Origin of the sequence: Flavobacterium hydrocarbonoxydans (genome assembly GCF_009789235.1) — a bacterium.
GTDB classification, from domain to species: Bacteria; Bacteroidota; Bacteroidia; order Flavobacteriales; family Flavobacteriaceae; genus Flavobacterium; species Flavobacterium hydrocarbonoxydans.
On record NZ_WSTB01000013.1, the window covers coordinates 59,308 to 76,774 of the forward strand.

Genomic DNA, 17,467 nt, shown 5'->3' on the forward strand with positions numbered 1-17,467 from the left:
AAAAACTTTGTTCCTTTGAACCTTTGCTACTTTGAGCCCTTGTTAAAATATAATTTTAACAAACTCTGAGCAGCTGCAAATGGTGAAATTTCATCGTTTTGCACTGCTTTTTTGTTTTGTTCCAATTGTGATATAATGTCGGGTTGACTGTAAAATTGCGTTTTCAGTTGTTCGTTGATCGTTTCCAGCATCCAGAAATGATTTTGGTCTTTTCGGTTTTCTAGGAAGTAACCACTTTCTTTAGTTTGTTCAAAATAACTCGAAATCGTTTCCCAAACTTCAGCAATTCCATCTTTGGTTATAGCGCTGCAGGTCGTTACTTTTGGTTCCCATCCCGATTTTTTGGCAGGAAATAAATGTAGAGCCCGGTTGAATTCCAGTTTGGCCTGATTGGCTTTTTTGATGTTATCACCATCGGCTTTGTTGATGACAATGGCATCGGCCATTTCCATAATACCGCGTTTAATGCCTTGTAGTTCATCGCCGGCGCCGGAAATTTTTAGTAGTAAAAAAAAGTCTACCATACTGTGAACGGCAGTCTCGCTTTGTCCAACACCTACCGTTTCGATAATGATGGTATCAAATCCTGCGGCTTCACAAAGAATAATGGTTTCGCGGGTTTTTCTTGCCACACCACCCAAAGTTTCTCCTGATGCGCTTGGTCTGATAAAAGCATTCTCATCTTTTACCAATTCTTCCATTCGGGTTTTGTCGCCCAAAATACTGCCATGCGAAAGCGTACTGCTGGGGTCAACAGCCAGAACGGCTACTTTCTTTCCTAAAGCTGTTAAGTGTTTTCCAAAAGCTTCTATAAAAGTACTTTTTCCAACACCCGGAACACCTGTAATACCAATTCGAACCGATTTATTAGCATGTGACAAGCAACCTTTGATGACTTCATTAGCTTTAGCTAAATGTTCAGTATTGGTACTTTCCACCAAAGTAATGGCACGACTAAGTGCTGTTCGGTTTTCATTTAAAATGCCGTCAATTAATTCCTCAGCAGTGGGTTGCATCCTTCTGTTTTTCTGAATGTGATGAATAGCAGCAGTATTGATAATTTCAGGAGGTGAAATTCCAGCTTTCTCTTGTAAATGGCTTGGTTGCTTTTTTGAAGTTGACAAAGTGTACTTTTTAGTAATGTAAAAGTACAGAAAACAAAAACAGTTTCAAAAAAGGATTTTTTAGGTGCAAAGTAACAAAGGGACAGAGGTACAAAGTAGAAAAAAACCTTTGCGACTTTGCCTCTTTGTACCTTTGAACCTTAAATAGTGTTTTAGTAACCCGCTGTGAAACGAACCTGGTGGTGTTTTGGAGTTTCTGCTTCATCAGCAATAACAACTGCTAAATCCTCAACAGATAAAATACTTCTTTGTTCGTCGTTAAAAACTGGATTTTCCAGACCTAAACGGTATTTCCCAGTTCTTCCGGTTGTTGTACCGGCGTGCATCTCAAAAGCTGGACTAAAAAAGGCCCAATCCAGTTCTTTTTCTTCTTTAATATAATTTAGATAATCTCTTGCTGCAGTTGCTCCAGCATAAAAATCTTTCGGAAAATCGGGTGTATCTACAGCCTGTAAGCCCGGAGCTACAAACAAACTTCCTCCGCCTCCAATGGTAATGAAACGTTTTACCCCCGATTTTTTTACAGCTTCCTGAATGGCTTTAGAACCGGATAAAAAGTCCTCGTAAATATTTGGATTTGCCCATCCCGGATTATAAGCATTAATAATTATATCATTTCCTTTTAAGATTTCAGCTAAGGCATCAATATTAAAAATATCAGCAGCTATCCAATTTGTATTGGGTGTATCTTTTGGTGTTCTTGCAATAGCGGTCAGATCATGATTTCTGTCTGCTAATTCATTTAAAATGGCTGAGCCTACAAATCCTGTAGCTCCAATAATGGCGATTTTCATAATATATAATTTAATTAGTAATAAAAAATGTTACAGTTTTGGGTAAAAAAATAGTTTTAGAACTGAATCGAAAAATCTTCTAAGGTGATGTCGTCGAGTTGTAAGCTAATTTTTTGATTAATATCAGCATATAAAAGACCAAGATTTTGATTGATTTTTTTTCCAACAGGACAATCAGGATTAGGCGTATTTTTCGCATAACCTAAATTAATAGTGTCGAAAGTCATTCCAAAAATTTCTTTTAAAGTGATATTTGAAGGATTAACAGCCAGTTTCGTTCCACCGTTTTTTCCTTCTTTACTTTCTACAATATGATGAGCCTTTAAATTCGCAATTTCTTTCCGAACCAAAACAGGATTCAAATTAATGCTCCCCGCAATAAATTCCGACGACAAAAAATCATTAGGGAATTTAGTCAGCAAAGTGAGAATGTGAATCGTTATGGCAAATTTACCTGAAATCATACTGTAATAAAATATGTTACAAATGTAGTTTGTTTTTTCGGATAAAAAATAATTTTAACTAAAAATTAATTCAAAACGGCAATTGATAAAATAGTATTTTTGCTTTTTTCGCCCTATGAACAACTTTATTCTCATATTTTTCTTTCTTGCATTAGGTCTTTTACTGCAGCATATCCGGCAGTTTCCAACACATGCCTATAAGATTTTGAATAAAATTGTAATCTATGTTTGTTTACCAGCTTTGTCCTTATATCATATTCCGAGAATAAAATGGGACAATACTTTATTATATCCCATTGCTTCAGGTTGGATTGTTTTTATTCTGGCTTTTGTGTTTTTTCATTTTTTGGGAAAGAAGTTAGGATGGTCGAATAAACTCATTGGATGTCTGATTCTAACAGCTGGTTTGAGCAATTCTTCTTTTTTAGGCTATCCTATAATTGAAGCCTTGTACGGAAAAGAAGGTCTCAAAACGGCAATTTTGGTCGATCAGCCCGGTACATTTGTAGTAGTCTCGACTTTGGGTGTTTTTGTAGCTGCTTTTTATTCAAAAGGAAATCCAAATGCTTTTGGTATTATAAAAAAAGTACTTTTTTTTCCACCATTTCTAGCTTTCCTGGCGGCATGTGTTATGAATGTTTTCCAAATCGAATTCGATACCAATATTCAATCTGGTTTGCTTAAAGTAGGCAGTTTTGTGACTCCGTTGGCGCTTACTTCTGTGGGTTTGCAATTGCATTTTGATAGAAAAAGCCAGCACTGGAAATTTTTAAGGTTGGGTCTTTTTTATAAATTAATTTTCGCTCCATTATTTATTTTGGTTTTGTATGTTTTTGTTTTAAATCATCGTTCCGAAGAAATTAAAATTACCATTATGCAAATGGCCATGGCTCCGATGATTACGGGCGCAATTTTGGCTTCGACACACGGATTAAAACCCAAATTAAGCAGCATGATGATTGGTTTTGGGATACCAATTTCTTTCATAACCCTCGCCATTTGGTATTTTATCGTTAGTTTTGTAGGATAATATAGTTTCCCAAAATATGAATTCATCTACACAAACCGCCTCGATTGATGGCGGTGCTTTGGCTCAAAAAACAGTTTATTCGGTATTATTTTCAATAGCATTTGCCCATTTATTGAATGATTTAATGCAATCTGTAATTCCTTCAACATATCCGATTTTAAAAGAAAATTTCAATCTGACATTTACTCAAATCGGAATCATAACGTTTGTTTTTCAACTTACATCTTCATTATTACAGCCATTTGTTGGGTTTTATACAGATAGAAAACCAAAACCTTATTCTTTGGTCGTGGCCATGATTTTCTCTATTTCGGGACTTGCCTTATTATCCGTTTCTACTTCTTTTTGGATGTTATTAGTTTCAGTAAGTATAGTAGGAGTTGGCTCTTCTATTTTTCATCCGGAAGCTTCGCGTGTTGCTTTTCTAGGTTCTGGAGGAAAGCGGGGTTTGGCGCAATCTATATTTCAGTTAGGAGGAAATGCAGGAAGTGCGGTTGGACCTTTATTAGTAGCTTTGATAGTGGCACCTCGCGGGCAATCGTATGTCATTTGGTTTGTCATTGCGGGAGTTTTAGGAATCATGATTTTATCTAGAATTGCTGTTTGGTACGGAAATCATATGGCTTTAAGAGCTTCTAAAAAATCAAATTTAGAAGAAACTATTCAATTATCAGATAGAAAAGTTACCATTGCCATCGTAGTTTTATTATTGTTGATTTTTTCGAAATTCTTCTACATGGCGAGTATGTCCAGTTATTTTACTTTTTATCTCATTAGTAAATTCGGATTGACGGTTCAGGATTCACAGTTCTATTTGTTTCTCTTTATGGCTTCTGTAGCCGCAGGAACCTTAATTGGCGGGCCTTTAGGAGATCACTTCGGGAGAAAATATATTATTTGGTTTTCTATTTTAGGAGCAGCACCTTTTACGTTGCTTTTGCCTTACGCTAATTTATTTTGGACTGCAGTTTTGGCAGTAATTATTGGAGTGATAATTGCGTCGGCATTTTCGGCCATTTTGGTTTTTGCACAGGAATTAAAACCTGGAAAAGTCGGAATGATTTCGGGTCTGTTTTTCGGTTTTGCTTTCGGAATGGGCGGTTTAGGTTCTGCTATTTTAGGATATATTGCCGATCAGACCAGTATCGAATATGTCTATAAATTGAGTTCTTTTTTACCGTTAATTGGTGTTTTGGCTTACTTTTTACCGAATATTAAACAGAAAAAATAATTTAATAATCCTAAAATTGATAGAAAAAGTAGAGTTTAGTTTTTTTTAATTATTTTTTTTAAGTAATTTTAGAGGAACTAAAAACTTTATATTATGTCAACATTACGATTAGGCGATATAGCTCCGGATTTTCAGGCCGAAACTACTGAGGGTACAATTAAATTTCATGAATGGTTAGGCGATTCATGGGGCGTTTTATTTTCGCACCCTTCAGATTTTACTCCTGTTTGCACTACAGAGTTAGGAACAGTTGCCAATTACCTTCCTGAATTTACCAAGAGAAATACAAAAGTCATTGCTTTGAGTGTTGATGGATTGGCATCACATTTAGAGTGGATAAAAGACATTAACGAAACGCAAAACACGACAGTAAATTTTCCGATAATTGCTGACGAGGATAAAAAAATAGCGACTTTATACGATATGCTGCACCCAAATGCGAGCGATAAGTTTACAGTTCGTTCGGTTTTTGTGATTGGTGCCGATAAAAAAATCAAACTAACCTTGACTTATCCGGCTTCAACAGGAAGAAATTTTGACGAGTTGCTTCGTGTTATTGATAGTCTGCAACTAACTGCCAATTATAGTGTAGCAACGCCAGCCAACTGGAAAGACGGCGAAGATGTGGTTATTACACCAGCGGTTCCGGATAGTGATATTCCGGCAAAATTCCCAAAAGGGCACACGCCAATAAAACCTTATTTGCGTATGACACCGCAACCTAATAAATAAAAAAGGTACTAATATGTTAAGTTTCTGAGGTGCTAAGATTTATTTCCTTAGAGACTTAGCACCTCAGAACCTCAGTACCTTTTGTTAAACTTTTTTACTTAATTCGGTCATTTTTTTTCGGTCGCCTACCACCCAGATAATATCGTTTTTCTCTAAAATTAGATTAGATTCAGGATTCAGGATTCGTTTTCCGTTGCGCTCGATTCCAACGACCATTCCGTTTGTTTTATTTCTAAACTGACCAATGCTTTTCTGAATAAAATCTTCATCAGAAACTTCTAATTGGCGTAATACGACTTCGGTTTCGGCAACACTTTTGGGTGCTTCAATTTCATTTTGATTCAAATATTCACCAAAAGCGGTAACCTGTTGATCTGTACCAATAACGGAAATCTCATCTCCAGGAAATAAACGCTCATTTTTGGTCGGAATCGGAATCATAACATCGCCTCTTTTAATGTAAGCAATATTAATCCCCAATTGCTCACGAATCTGTAATTCCTCAAGTGTTTTCCCGGCTAAATTAGATTCTTTTCCAATATCAAAAATAGACATGTGACCATCCCAGGGCATTAAATTAGCATAACGACGGTCGATCTTTTTATTTTCTCTATCGTTTAAATTCTTCAAAAAGTGATTTTCAATTTTATGATATTGATCGTTTAGTTTTTTCGGGAATATCTGATACGCCACAATAGCAATTATCAAAGCAACAAAGGCTACTAATGGTGAAAAGAAAATATTCAAAAGGAAACCTATAAAAAACACGGCAAGACTCATTCTCAATAAGATCAACATCAATATTGCACCTCGATATTTACGTTCCTCCCAGAGTGCTTCGACATCGTCAACTGCAAATCTTCGTAAAGAAAGCGCCCATAAAAACGGAGCACTAATGACCAAAGTAATTAAGGCGGCCAAAGTGTTCCCAAAACGCGTTTCAGCAACCAAAGGCGCTACAAATTTAGCCGATAGTAAAATGACAGCAGCCACAATAATGGAGTTGACTACAATTTGAATAATATAAGTATTGAGAACTTTTTGCCACGTACTGACCGATTTTATCGCTTGCGCATTCACACTATAACGATTAATGTTTTTAAGCCATTTTTTAGGTAATTTTCGTTCCAGTAAGTCTGAAAACGGAACAGCATATTTTACCATAAATGGCGTCGTAAAAGTCGTTACCGCAGAAACGGCTACCACAACCGGATACAAAAACGAACTGGTAACATTTAGCGTCATTCCTAAAGTGGCAATAATAAACGAGAATTCCCCAATTTGCGACAAACTCATTCCGGTCTGAACCGATTGCTTCAGCGGCTGTCCTGCCAAAAGTGCTCCAATAGTAGAACTTACAGATTGCCCAATAATGGTTACAAATGTTAGAATTGCGACAGGTAAAGCGTATTCGTAAAGGGTATTTGGGTCAATTAACATCCCGACAGATACGAAAAATACCGCCCCAAATAAGTCTTTTACAGGTTTTATTAAATGTTCGATATGTTCAGCTTGCGTGGTTTCGGCAATAATAGAGCCCATGATAAAAGCACCAAGAGCAGGAGAAAACCCAACATTCGAAGCAAACGTTACCATCATCAGACATAAAGCCAGCGAAATAATAAGCAACATTTCGTCTGTCAGTAAATGTTTGGCTTTTTTAAGAAGTGTCGGAATAAAAAAGATACCGCCCACAAACCAGGCAGTCAGGAAAAACACTAATTTAAGAACCGACATCATCAATTCGCTTCCGGAAAATTGCTGACTTACCGCAATTGTCGATAATAAAACCATCATCAAAATCGCAACCAAATCCTGTACAATCAGAGAGCCAATTACAATTCCGGCAAATTTTTGAGCTTTAACCCCCAGTTCATCAAAGGTTTTAAGGATAATAGTAGTCGAAGAAATAGATAAAATTACACCCAGAAAAATACTATCCATCTTCGACCAACCCATCCATGTCCCGACCAGATAACCCATGGCAACCATGGTTATAATTTGCGTAATGGCAGTAATCGAGGCGGTTCCGCCCACCTTCATCAGTTTCTTAAAACTAAATTCGAGCCCCAGGCTAAATAGTAAAATGATAACACCAATTTCGGCCCAGACCTCGACACTTTTCATGTCGGTGATAGACGGAAAAAAATCAAAATGATTACCCGCTAAAAAACCAGCGATCAAATACCCTAAAACCAAGGGCTGTTTCATTTTTTTAAATATCAAAACGGCAATTCCAGCCGTAATCAGGATCAGTCCTAAGTCGCTAATTAAGGGTTTTAAGTGGTGAGTAGTTTCGGCAACGGCGTTTAATGCAATCATATAATTCTGTTTTTTTTTAGGAGCTATTTCCAGCCTTTCATTTCAAGCTTTTACTCAAAAAACCTATTTTTTAAGCTGGCACAGGAGCTTCCGCTGGTCGCTCTGTTCCAGCAAAAAAATATGGTTTTTTGAGCAAAAGGCTTTCCTTTTCAGTCTGGGCTAGTTCCTCACTGGATTCAATAAAAAAAGCTATCGATAAAGATAGCTTTTTTTGAGAAAATATTTTTGGTTTTTTATGTTAAAACCTATGTAATTAGTAGGATTTACTTATTCCAATTTAGCAATTCCAATTTTTGAATCCTTATAATAAAGATCAAAAACAGAAATATTTAATTGTAACGGAATGATAAAAAATAATTCCGCTTTGAAATTTTCGTAAGCTGTTTGTCCAAAATAAACAATAGTTGGGTCAGGATTTTTTTTAGTGCCTAATTCAACCGGAATTTCAAAATTACTATATCCTTCAAAAGTAAACTTGTCAAATTGATCTGTTTCATTTTCATTATAAGAAGGTAAACTATACGGATAGTTTTTTCTGTCAGGTTTTGTTTTCCTAAAATAATTACGTTCAGGATTACCAATGATAGCACCATATCCTAAATAATCACCTACACGATATCTAATCTTGGTAACAGTATCTAATAATGAAAAAGCACTAATCAGGGCACGATTTGTACCTAATGATTTTACTTTGCATTTTACCATTACGTATTTATACTTCGCGGGATCGAATTTTATTCCTCTTAAAAGCTGAGTCGAAAAAGACGAAGGTTCTTTGGTTTTAAGAATTTCGATTTCAATTTCATCGATAGTATTTTTTTGTGAATACACAGATGCATTTACAAAAAACAGTATAAGTACTAAACAACTAAATTTCATAAACCCGATTAAATTCCTGTGAAATTACTTGGAGTTATCTGCAATAATTCCTCCTTAATTGCATCAGAAACCTCCAATGTCGCAATAAAATTATGAATTGCTTTTTTATCAATCGCTTCGTTAGTTCTGGTCAGACCTTTCAATGCTTCATAAGGATTTGGATACGCCTCACGACGTAAAATCGTTTGAATAGCTTCGGCCACAACTGCCCAGTTTTTTTCTAAATCTTCGGCAAATTTACCTTCGTTCAAAAGCAATTTGTTTAGACCTTTCAAAGAAGCCTCAAAAGCAATAATGGTGTGTCCCATAGGAACACCAATGTTACGCAAAACCGTACTGTCAGTTAAATCGCGTTGTAATCTTGAGATTGGCAATTTAGCAGAAAGATGCTCAAAAATAGCATTTGCAATTCCTAAGTTTCCTTCAGAATTTTCAAAATCAATTGGGTTTACTTTATGTGGCATTGCAGACGAACCAATTTCTCCTGCTTTGATTTTTTGTTTAAAATAATCCATCGAAACATACGTCCAGATATCTCTGTCAAGATCGATGATAATATTGTTGATTCTTTTTAAAGCATCAAAAAATGCTGCAAAATGATCGTAATGCTCAATTTGAGTAGTTGGGAAAGAGTGGTGTAAGCCCAATTGGGTTTCTACAAATTTGCTACCAAATTGTTTCCATTCGATTTGTGGATACGCTACGTGATGTGCGTTGTAATTCCCGGTTGCTCCACCAAATTTAGCGGCAAACGGAATATTAAATAACAAACGCATTTGCTCTTCAAGACGCTCTACAAAAACCAAAAGTTCTTTTCCTAAACGAGTAGGAGAAGCCGGTTGTCCGTGCGTACGCGCCAACATTGGAATGTCTTTCCATTCAACGCTTAATTCTTTTAATTTTGAAATTAAAGTAATTAAAGATGGCATATAAACCTGCTCAAAAGCTTCTTTTGTCGAAAGCGGAATGGCAGTATTATTAATATCCTGAGAAGTTAATCCGAAGTGAATGAACTCTTTGTATTGAGATAAGCCTAATTTTTCGAAAGCATCTTTGATAAAGTATTCCACCGCTTTTACGTCGTGGTTGGTTACTTTTTCCGTTTCTTTAATCCAAAGCGCATCTTCGGTAGAGAAGTTTTTATAAATGTTACGTAAACTGTCAAATAGACTTGGATTTACGCCTGAAAGTTGTGGTAAAGGCACTTCGCATAAAGCAATAAAATACTCGATTTCAACCAATACACGGTATTTGATTAAAGCTTCTTCAGAGAAAAAAGGTGCTAATGAAAGGGTTTTGCTTCTATATCTTCCGTCGATTGGCGATATAGCATTCAATTCGTTTAAAGTAGTCATTGTTATGTTGTTTGTTCGAAAGGTGCAAAAATAGTTATAAGTTGTGAGTTGTGAGTTGTGAGTTGTATTTTTTTTTATTTAAATCATTCGCATTAACCAAAATAATATTTGTTAACAAACTACAAATATTATTTTTGATTGAATTCAGATATTGCCCCGATTGTTTTACGAAGCAAAATTTCCGATTTCCCTTTAACTATAAAATCTTTCAATTCCCCCACTTTTTCATAACCCATTTTATAATATAATCTTGCAGCGTTTGTATTGAACGAAGAAACACACATAAAAACATTTGGTGATATTTGAAAGATTCTCTCTTCGAAAAATGCTAGAAGTTCTGAACCAATTCCTCTGTCTCGGTGGCTTGGTTTTATTATTATGGATTGAATATATCCTCTAAAAGTTCCTGTCATTTGTAAAACTGCAAAGCCAACTAATTCTAAATTTTCTGTTACGATATAAACTTCTTTATTTTCGCCACGCATTGCATCTTTGCAACTTTTTAAATCCCTTTTAAGTGTTAGCCAAGGTTCTGATTCACTCATTAGTAATCCGCATTCGTCAATTATATTTTCGTCAGTTGTCAAATCGATTTTCATTTTCTGTAGTTTTTTATTTGACGTAATTGTATTTTAAATTGATTTTAATCGCTCACGTAATTCAGCCACACCTTCAGAAGCAACTTTAGCAATAACTTCCACTTTATTTCGAATATTCGGAATTGTAATGGGTTTTGGATCAATATAAAAAACCGGAGTGATGCTGTACGTGTACGAAATTAAACCCGCCGCTGGATAAACTTGCAACGAAGTACCAATTACGGCAAAATAATCTGCCGTTTCGGTAATGGCGATTGCTTCTTCCAGTGCAGGAACATCTTCGCCAAACCAAACAATATGAGGACGAAGCTGATGCCCGTTTTCGTCTAAATCACCAGTAAATAAATCGTCAGTCCAATCCAGAATATGATTTCTATTTTGAGTGCTTCTTACTTTTAATAATTCTCCATGTAAGTGCAAAACTTTTGTACTTCCGGCGCGTTCGTGCAAATCATCCACATTCTGTGTAATAATATATACATCAAAATCGTGCTCTAATTCGGCTAAAATTTGATGCCCTAAATTAGGTTGAACGTCTTTGAGTTGTGCGCGACGTTTGTTGTAAAAATCGAGAACCAATTCCTGATTTTTTCGCCAACCTTCTGGGGTAGCGACTTCCATCACGTCATGACCTTCCCACAAACCGTCGCTGTCACGAAAAGTTTTGATACCGCTTTCGGCACTAATTCCTGCACCGGTCAGGACCACTAATTTCTTTTTCATTTAATTATTTCAAAGTTAGTTTCATTAGCAAATCAGTTTGTTCATCATCGCCTAATCTAAAAATATGTTTGTCAAATTCCACAAAACCATTCTTTTTATAAAAGTTCAAAGCTCTGTGATTTTCTTCCCAAACTCCTAACCAGATATAATTCAAGTCGGCATCTTGAGCTATTTCCAACGCTTTTTGATATAAAATTTGCCCGACTTTAAGTCCGTGGAATTCTTTCAAAACATAAATACGTTCTATTTCTAAACCGTTTTTATCTTTCAATTCGGTTTGTGCTTCCCCAAAATTTACTTTTAGATAACCTAGAATTTTATCTTCGATATGTGCAAAATAGAATTCAGAATCAGTATTTGATAATTCGGCGGTAAGTTTGTCAATTGCGAATTTTTCATCTAAGTAGTCTTTCATGTTTTCCTCAGAATTGTCACCAGAGAAAGTTTCATAAAACGTTTCTCTTCCTATCTTTTGTAATTGCTGAATTTCTGAAAGTTCGATTTTTTTAATTGAGGGAGTTTTCATGCTTAGAATGTTTTTTTACGAATTTAATCAAAGTTTTTCTGATCACGAAGAGAAAGCATTCTTTTTAGAAGGCATTTGTTTTAAAAAAAAAGAAAAAAAAGTTAGCCACGAATTACACCAATTTTCGCTAATTTTTATCAAATTTGAAATTTAATTACTCGAATCCTACTTGTTTTTTTAGGAATTAGTGTAATTAAAAACTAGTTGTAATTCGTGTTTATTTGTTTAATTGCTTCGCCTGTTCGCTATTGCTCGGGTCGTGGCAAAAATTTTTAAATATGAATGCCCTGATTTTTTTATCGAATAAAAAAGAAATTTAAAAAATGTATTTTTGCGATAAATAAAAACCAAAATGATTGATTTAGATTACCTCGCTTTTCTTGAAAATATATTGACAGATAACCGTAAAGAACGATTTCTAAATGTTCTCGAAACTCGTACCAAACATTTTACAATTGTGGTAGAAGATGTTTTTCAGATGCACAATACCAGTGCTGTGATGCGCAGTTGTGAAGTTTTTGGAATTCAGGAACTGAATGTTATCGAGCAACGTTTTGGAAAGAGAATTGACAAGGAAATTGCGATGGGCGCTCAAAAATGGGTAGATATCCATCAGTTTGAATCGGTTACAAGTTGTATTGATAATCTAAGAAATCAGGGATACCAAATTATTGCAACAACGCCTCATGAAAATGATTGTTTGCTGGAAGATTTTGATATTTCAAAACCAAGTGCCTTATTTTTCGGAACAGAAAGAGACGGACTTTCTCCAGAAATTTTAGAAAAAGCAGATGGTTTTTTGAAGATTCCGATGGTTGGTTTTACCGAGAGTTTGAATATTTCGGTTTCGGCTGCGATTATCATCCAAAATATAACCAACCGATTACGAAATTCTGATATCGACTGGCAATTATCTCCAGAAGAAATTTTAGAGAAACGTCTGGCTTGGGCAAGAAGCTCCATAAAAGATATCAAACGAATCGAAGCCAGATATTACGAAGAGAATCCGAGATAGTATAAAGGCGAGTTATTTTTTAAAGCCACAGATTATAAAGATTAAAAGGATTATTTTATTAAGATTCTGCAGATTAACACAGATTTTTTATATAATTATCTGTGTCAATCTGCTTAAATCTTTTTTAAACCTGCGTGAAAGAAATAAAATTTAGAACCTCAGTAACTTTTTTTACTTTTTCAAAAACAAAATAAACCCAAGCACACTCACAATCAAAATTGTCAATGCTGCCAAAACCATTGATAGGTCACGAATGTTTTTTCCTGCCCAATCCATAAATAAAAATTTATGCAGAAAAGCAAAAGAATAACCTTCCACTTTGTCTGAAGTTTTAATCACAGCTGCCAGTCTTGAAGTCGCTGTTTCTATGAAATAAGTAGTTTTTTCGGGTGTGTCGTATGCCAATTTTACGACTGGCAATCTTTTGTTTACAAAACCATATTCTCTGCTTTCGAAATCGGTTAGGACTTTTGATTCTAATAATTTCGCATTTTCTAAAGATGGTTGTGGCTCATCCGTAGTTTCAACCATTTCGCAGCACGCGGCTTTTGGAGCGCCATCTGTAAAATAATAGGCTAGAAATTGCGCATATTCTAAGTCGATATTGGGTGCAATTTTATTGGTTGTGGCGTTGATGTAAACTACCTCAGATTTCAGGCTTTCTTTTTTATTCCATTTTGAATTAGAATCAACTTTTGCCGTTTTATATTTTTCTTTTTGAACCAATTGACAGCGATAATAGGTCGTATCGTTTAATGTGATAATACTGGCGTTTTGAAAACGGCTCCAGTCTAAATTCAGGCTATTATTGGCTAGCGGAATTTCTTTGGTAGTAAATGTTGGTTCGTAAACCATTTGCGATAAAGTGTACGGTGCCCATTTGGTAGTTGCGTGATACCCACCGCTAAAAGCAAATGTCAAAGTAAAAAGTGAAACCCAGATCCCGATTTGGCGATGGTATTTTCGAAGTCCTTTTTTAGGGGCTAAACTATCTGTTTTTTTGAATTGTTTCCAAAGTAAGCCATAAATTAAGATGCCGCTCAAGGCAGAGAAACCAATGATGGACAACAAGAAAATCATCGTGATGATTCGGATGCTGTTGTTGGTAATGGCATCAATAAAGGACCAGTTATGAAAAGTATCAAAAAACCAGATAAACCATTGTCTGGAAGTTGGATTGTAAGTTGCTAATTTGCTTGAAGAGGTTTCTACGTAAACTTCCATCGCGTCATCACGATCCAAAGTAACTTTGTAAACTGGTAAATAGCGATTTACATATTTGTATTGTGATGTAAATTCGGTTACGATTTCGCTCTTTTTTACGGCGCTTTTCTGATCGTCTAAGAAATAACGGGAAAGCCATTCGGCATATTTTTGATCTCCGTTTTCTAATTTTTTAGCTGTTGAAGTATCAAAATACAATAAATCGCCTTTGGTATTTTTTACCTGATAAAAAGCAGCATCGTTAAAAGATACAATTCGGAAGTTTTTGAATTCTGAAATACCGTTTTTCTGCAAAACTTCCTGAATAGAAAACTGCAGTTGGTTTTTGTCAATTGGTTGGAAATCCAGTTTTTCGTGTGCGATTTCGGGTTTGAAAAAATGCGCCATAAACGGATGCATCAATCCTGATAATGTCCAGAATATAACGGGAACAATCGTAATAAGCCCAATGGTACGGTGCCATTTGTACATGTGCTGTTTGATTTTCTTGACGATTTTAGAGTCTTTCTTTTTAGACTTTTTCTCTTTGATTTCTTTGCTCATTTTTGAGATCTTAAAATTAAGTGCCATTTTTTTAACCATTAAGAGATTAAGAAAAATTAAGTTTTGCCTAATGAAACTTAATATCTTAATGGTTTATTCTTTTTTAGCCCCGATCGAAGTGGCATCCTTTTGTGGTGGGGTTCACCACAAAAGATACAGCGGAGAGCGGGATTAGCTTCTAATAATTATTTTTCGCCACAGATTATAAGGATTAGAATGATTTTTTTTAAATAATTTGTGTTCATCTTTTTAATCTGTGGCTAAAATTTATTTATTTTTTTAATGAAAAATTATATTGTATTCCGAATACAAATGTTCTTGGAGCCGCTGCTGTATAGGTTGGTTGCGCATTGGCTAAGTTGCTTCTCGAAACATTATAGGCGTATAATTTATCGGTTAGGTTCATTACGTTTCCGTAGATTTCGAAGGCTTTCCACTGGTAGCCAACTCTTGCGTTGAATAAGTTATATCCACCATATTTTACGGTATTAATCTGGTCCTGGTAATAACTTCCAACCAATTGCCATTCGATTGAAGTTCTAAGGTTTGGAAGCCAGTTTGGGTAATAACTGATTTCTGAATTTCCAGACCATCTTGGCGCTTGTGGCATTTCTTTTCCGTCTAAATTCTGAACCGGATCCGATGGTTTGTCCGAAAGTTTAAAATCGATGTACGTGTGTTGTGCGTAAGTTCCGCCTAAGCGAAAGTTAAACTGTTTTGAAGGTCGGTAAGTCGTTCCAAACTCAATTCCTTTGTGACGTGTTTCTCCAGCCGAACGGTAATCAGTTGAATTGTCTGGTAATTTGATGCTTAATAATTCGTTTTCGCCTTCCATATAATAGAATGCGTAGTCAAAATTTAATTTATTTTGAAGGAAAGAAAACCATCCGCCCACTTCGTAATTGTTGAAAGTGGCAGGTTTTAGATTGTAATAAAAATCAGCAGGAACTCCAGTTGTACCGCCAGTTCCAGGTTTTGTTCTGAAGATTGATGTAATGCCGGGAGGCGCAAACCCTTGCGAATGATTTTCGTAAAAACCCGCAAAATCAAACGGATTGTAATTGGCACCAGCCTTAAAAGTTACTTTGTCATACACTTTGCTTCCTGTGGATTTGTCCAGCGCATTGTCGTAATCTACTTTCATATTGTCATAACGACCGCCAACGGTAATTACCAATTTTTCGATTGGATTGATACTCAATTGCGCATAACCAGCAGCATTATAAATGTCTGCAGAATAATCAGCCAATTTGGAGTCAGGACGTTCGGCTACGATTTCGTATGAATCTACGGTTTGTTTGCCTGGTTCGCCCGGATTTAAATTGGCTTTTAAGTCAATTACATAAGACCAATAGGTTACAGGAGAGTAATCGTAAAGTGCTCCAGCGACCAATTTTGCGTTTAAAAAATCAAATTTTTGAGTGTGCTGACCAATTGCTCCGTAACTCTTGAAGTTATTCGAATTGACTTCTCCAGTTGCTTTGGTTGGATTTACAGTTGGGCTCCATCTGATTCCGTAAGAAGGATTTTGTCCTAATTTGTTATCACGTAAATATCCTGTAATGTAACTGCTTGCGTTGTCATTCCAGTCATGTTCCAGAGTCAATCGAGTTCTCAAAGCATCTGATTTTCTATAGGTAAAATCGGTTGTGCTTTTGTAGGTTCTGTTGTTAAAAGCGTCTTCGTTGACACTTCCGCTCATATCCGAATAATATTTTCCGTACATCGTATTGCTAATCAGGCGGGTAGAGTGAGAAATGTTGTAATCGATTCTTGCATTCAGATTGTCTTTGTTGTAGTCTGAATAGGTCATCCAGCCGTTTTCCTGCAAACTTGAAATTCCGGCAATATGAAAACCAACTTTTCCGATGGTCGCTCCGCCAGCAGCCTGAATTCTTCTATAACCATAATTATCTGCCTGAACGCCAAATTTAAATTCTGGATCAACAGGTGGTTTTAGCGAAATTAAATTGATCGTTCCACCCACAGCTTCAGGTCCGTAAAGCGAAGAAACGGGTCCTTTTACAACCTCGATACTTTGCAAATTAAACTGATTGATTTCGAGTAAAGCATTGTGATTGAAGATTCCCATTGGGCGAATTGGCAAGCCATCTTCTAAATACAAATAATAAGCATTGGTGGTCATCGGCTGACGAATCGACATCATGTGCTGCTCGTTTCCCAGATTAACCATCAAAACTCCAGGTGTTTTGTTTATGATTTCGTAAACCGCAGTAGCTTTAGCTTCGTTGATGGTTTTGGCAGTCAGTTTACTAATAGCAACAGGTGTTTCTTTGCGTAAAGTTGCCGTACGATTGGCTGTGATAAAAACGTTTTCTAATTCTTGTGTTTTTGTAGAATCCTGCTCGGGTTTGTTTTGTGCCAAAGTAATTTGCCCTATCAGCAATAGGGTAAAGTATATTTTTTTCATTTTAAATTATATAAATTTTAAAAAGTACGTGTTTTTCATTGGCTTTAAGCCAATAAAAAAATCATTTCAAAACGTATTGAAATGCGTGATTAAAAATTATATAAAATAGGATGGAGGGTGAAAAGTAGCAATCGAAACCGAGATTGGCTTTTTAGCTGCAGCAGGAAAAATTCTATCCTGAGATTCAATGATTTCTATAACTTTAAAGTGGGGTGCAGCTATATTCTGGATGTAAACAATCTCTACCTTTTCTTTTAGATTGTTTTCCATCTTTTTTTCGTTATCCGAATATTTTTTTAAGCTTTTTTGAAGATCACATCGACCATTACAACTATTAAAAACCATTTTTCGCTGTACACAAATAGTCTTTGCGATTTCTTCCTGATTTAATTTGAATGCCGTATAAACAAAGAAACTGCCAAAGGTTGGCATTAAAAGCATACAGGAAAGAAATATGATGAGTAACTTTTTCAAA

At 35.7% G+C, this 17,467-nt stretch carries 16 protein-coding genes; 4 read left to right on the forward strand and 12 right to left on the reverse strand.

Going from position 1 to position 17,467, the window contains the following annotated elements:
• Positions 1 to 26: 26 nt before the first annotated feature.
• The 3 genes from meaB to GON26_RS18915 all read right to left on the reverse strand — a co-directional run bounded on the left by meaB (position 27) and on the right by GON26_RS18915 (position 2,382).
• Positions 27 to 1,124, reverse strand: coding sequence for a methylmalonyl Co-A mutase-associated GTPase MeaB (meaB, locus tag GON26_RS18905; RefSeq protein WP_160376335.1), 1,098 nt, complete (start codon positions 1,122 to 1,124; stop codon positions 27 to 29).
• A gap of 152 nt (positions 1,125 to 1,276) precedes the next feature.
• A complete protein-coding gene (locus tag GON26_RS18910; protein ID WP_160376336.1) occupies positions 1,277 to 1,918 on the reverse strand; it encodes an NAD(P)-dependent oxidoreductase in 642 nt (213 codons plus the stop codon).
• Positions 1,919 to 1,974: 56 nt separating this feature from the next.
• On the reverse strand, positions 1,975 to 2,382 hold the full coding sequence (locus GON26_RS18915; protein ID WP_160376337.1) for an Rrf2 family transcriptional regulator: 408 nt from the start codon (positions 2,380 to 2,382) through the stop codon (positions 1,975 to 1,977).
• 115 nt (positions 2,383 to 2,497) lie between these two features.
• Here GON26_RS18915 and GON26_RS18920 point away from each other — a divergent pair, with 115 nt between their 5' ends.
• The 3 genes from GON26_RS18920 to GON26_RS18930 all read left to right on the forward strand — a co-directional run bounded on the left by GON26_RS18920 (position 2,498) and on the right by GON26_RS18930 (position 5,375).
• Positions 2,498 to 3,412: an AEC family transporter gene (locus GON26_RS18920; RefSeq protein ID WP_160376338.1), complete on the forward strand. Its 915-nt coding sequence runs from the start codon at positions 2,498 to 2,500 to the stop codon at positions 3,410 to 3,412.
• Positions 3,413 to 3,428: 16 nt separating this feature from the next.
• Positions 3,429 to 4,643 carry an MFS transporter gene (locus tag GON26_RS18925; protein WP_160376339.1) on the forward strand — a complete coding sequence of 405 codons (1,215 nt, stop codon included), beginning with the start codon at positions 3,429 to 3,431 and terminating at the stop codon, positions 4,641 to 4,643.
• Between the two features lie 93 nt (positions 4,644 to 4,736).
• Entirely contained in the window at positions 4,737 to 5,375 is a 639-nt protein-coding gene (locus GON26_RS18930; RefSeq protein WP_160376340.1) for a peroxiredoxin, read from the forward strand.
• A gap of 84 nt (positions 5,376 to 5,459) precedes the next feature.
• On the opposite strand, the gene GON26_RS18935 is transcribed toward GON26_RS18930, so the two are convergent.
• The 6 genes from GON26_RS18935 to GON26_RS18960 form a co-directional block, all read right to left on the reverse strand.
• A complete protein-coding gene (locus tag GON26_RS18935; RefSeq protein WP_160376341.1) occupies positions 5,460 to 7,697 on the reverse strand; it encodes a cation:proton antiporter domain-containing protein in 2,238 nt (745 codons plus the stop codon).
• Positions 7,698 to 7,964: 267 nt separating this feature from the next.
• The gene (locus GON26_RS18940; protein WP_160376342.1) at positions 7,965 to 8,576 is read right to left on the reverse strand and encodes a hypothetical protein; all 612 of its coding nucleotides are present in this window, start codon (positions 8,574 to 8,576) and stop codon (positions 7,965 to 7,967) included.
• An 8-nt stretch (positions 8,577 to 8,584) separates the two neighbouring features.
• The gene (gene purB / locus GON26_RS18945; protein WP_160376343.1) at positions 8,585 to 9,931 is read right to left on the reverse strand and encodes an adenylosuccinate lyase; all 1,347 of its coding nucleotides are present in this window, start codon (positions 9,929 to 9,931) and stop codon (positions 8,585 to 8,587) included.
• A gap of 128 nt (positions 9,932 to 10,059) precedes the next feature.
• On the reverse strand, positions 10,060 to 10,530 hold the full coding sequence (locus GON26_RS18950; protein ID WP_160376344.1) for a GNAT family N-acetyltransferase: 471 nt from the start codon (positions 10,528 to 10,530) through the stop codon (positions 10,060 to 10,062).
• Positions 10,531 to 10,563: 33 nt separating this feature from the next.
• Positions 10,564 to 11,253 (reverse strand): SIR2 family NAD-dependent protein deacylase, encoded by a 690-nt coding sequence (locus GON26_RS18955; RefSeq protein ID WP_160376345.1) that lies wholly within the window; start codon positions 11,251 to 11,253, stop codon positions 10,564 to 10,566.
• A 4-nt stretch (positions 11,254 to 11,257) separates the two neighbouring features.
• Positions 11,258 to 11,779: a GNAT family N-acetyltransferase gene (locus GON26_RS18960; protein ID WP_160376346.1), complete on the reverse strand. Its 522-nt coding sequence runs from the start codon at positions 11,777 to 11,779 to the stop codon at positions 11,258 to 11,260.
• 352 nt (positions 11,780 to 12,131) lie between these two features.
• On the opposite strand from GON26_RS18960, the gene GON26_RS18965 reads away from it, so the two are divergent.
• Positions 12,132 to 12,794: a TrmH family RNA methyltransferase gene (locus GON26_RS18965; RefSeq protein WP_160376347.1), complete on the forward strand. Its 663-nt coding sequence runs from the start codon at positions 12,132 to 12,134 to the stop codon at positions 12,792 to 12,794.
• A 171-nt stretch (positions 12,795 to 12,965) separates the two neighbouring features.
• On the opposite strand, the gene GON26_RS18970 is transcribed toward GON26_RS18965, so the two are convergent.
• From GON26_RS18970 to GON26_RS18980, 3 genes are all read right to left on the reverse strand, one after another.
• On the reverse strand, positions 12,966 to 14,561 hold the full coding sequence (locus GON26_RS18970; protein WP_160376348.1) for a PepSY-associated TM helix domain-containing protein: 1,596 nt from the start codon (positions 14,559 to 14,561) through the stop codon (positions 12,966 to 12,968).
• 271 nt (positions 14,562 to 14,832) lie between these two features.
• The gene (locus GON26_RS18975; protein WP_160376349.1) at positions 14,833 to 16,992 is read right to left on the reverse strand and encodes a TonB-dependent receptor; all 2,160 of its coding nucleotides are present in this window, start codon (positions 16,990 to 16,992) and stop codon (positions 14,833 to 14,835) included.
• 96 nt (positions 16,993 to 17,088) lie between these two features.
• The gene (locus GON26_RS18980; protein WP_230407967.1) at positions 17,089 to 17,466 is read right to left on the reverse strand and encodes a hypothetical protein; all 378 of its coding nucleotides are present in this window, start codon (positions 17,464 to 17,466) and stop codon (positions 17,089 to 17,091) included.
• Between the last annotated feature and the right edge of the window lies 1 nt (position 17,467).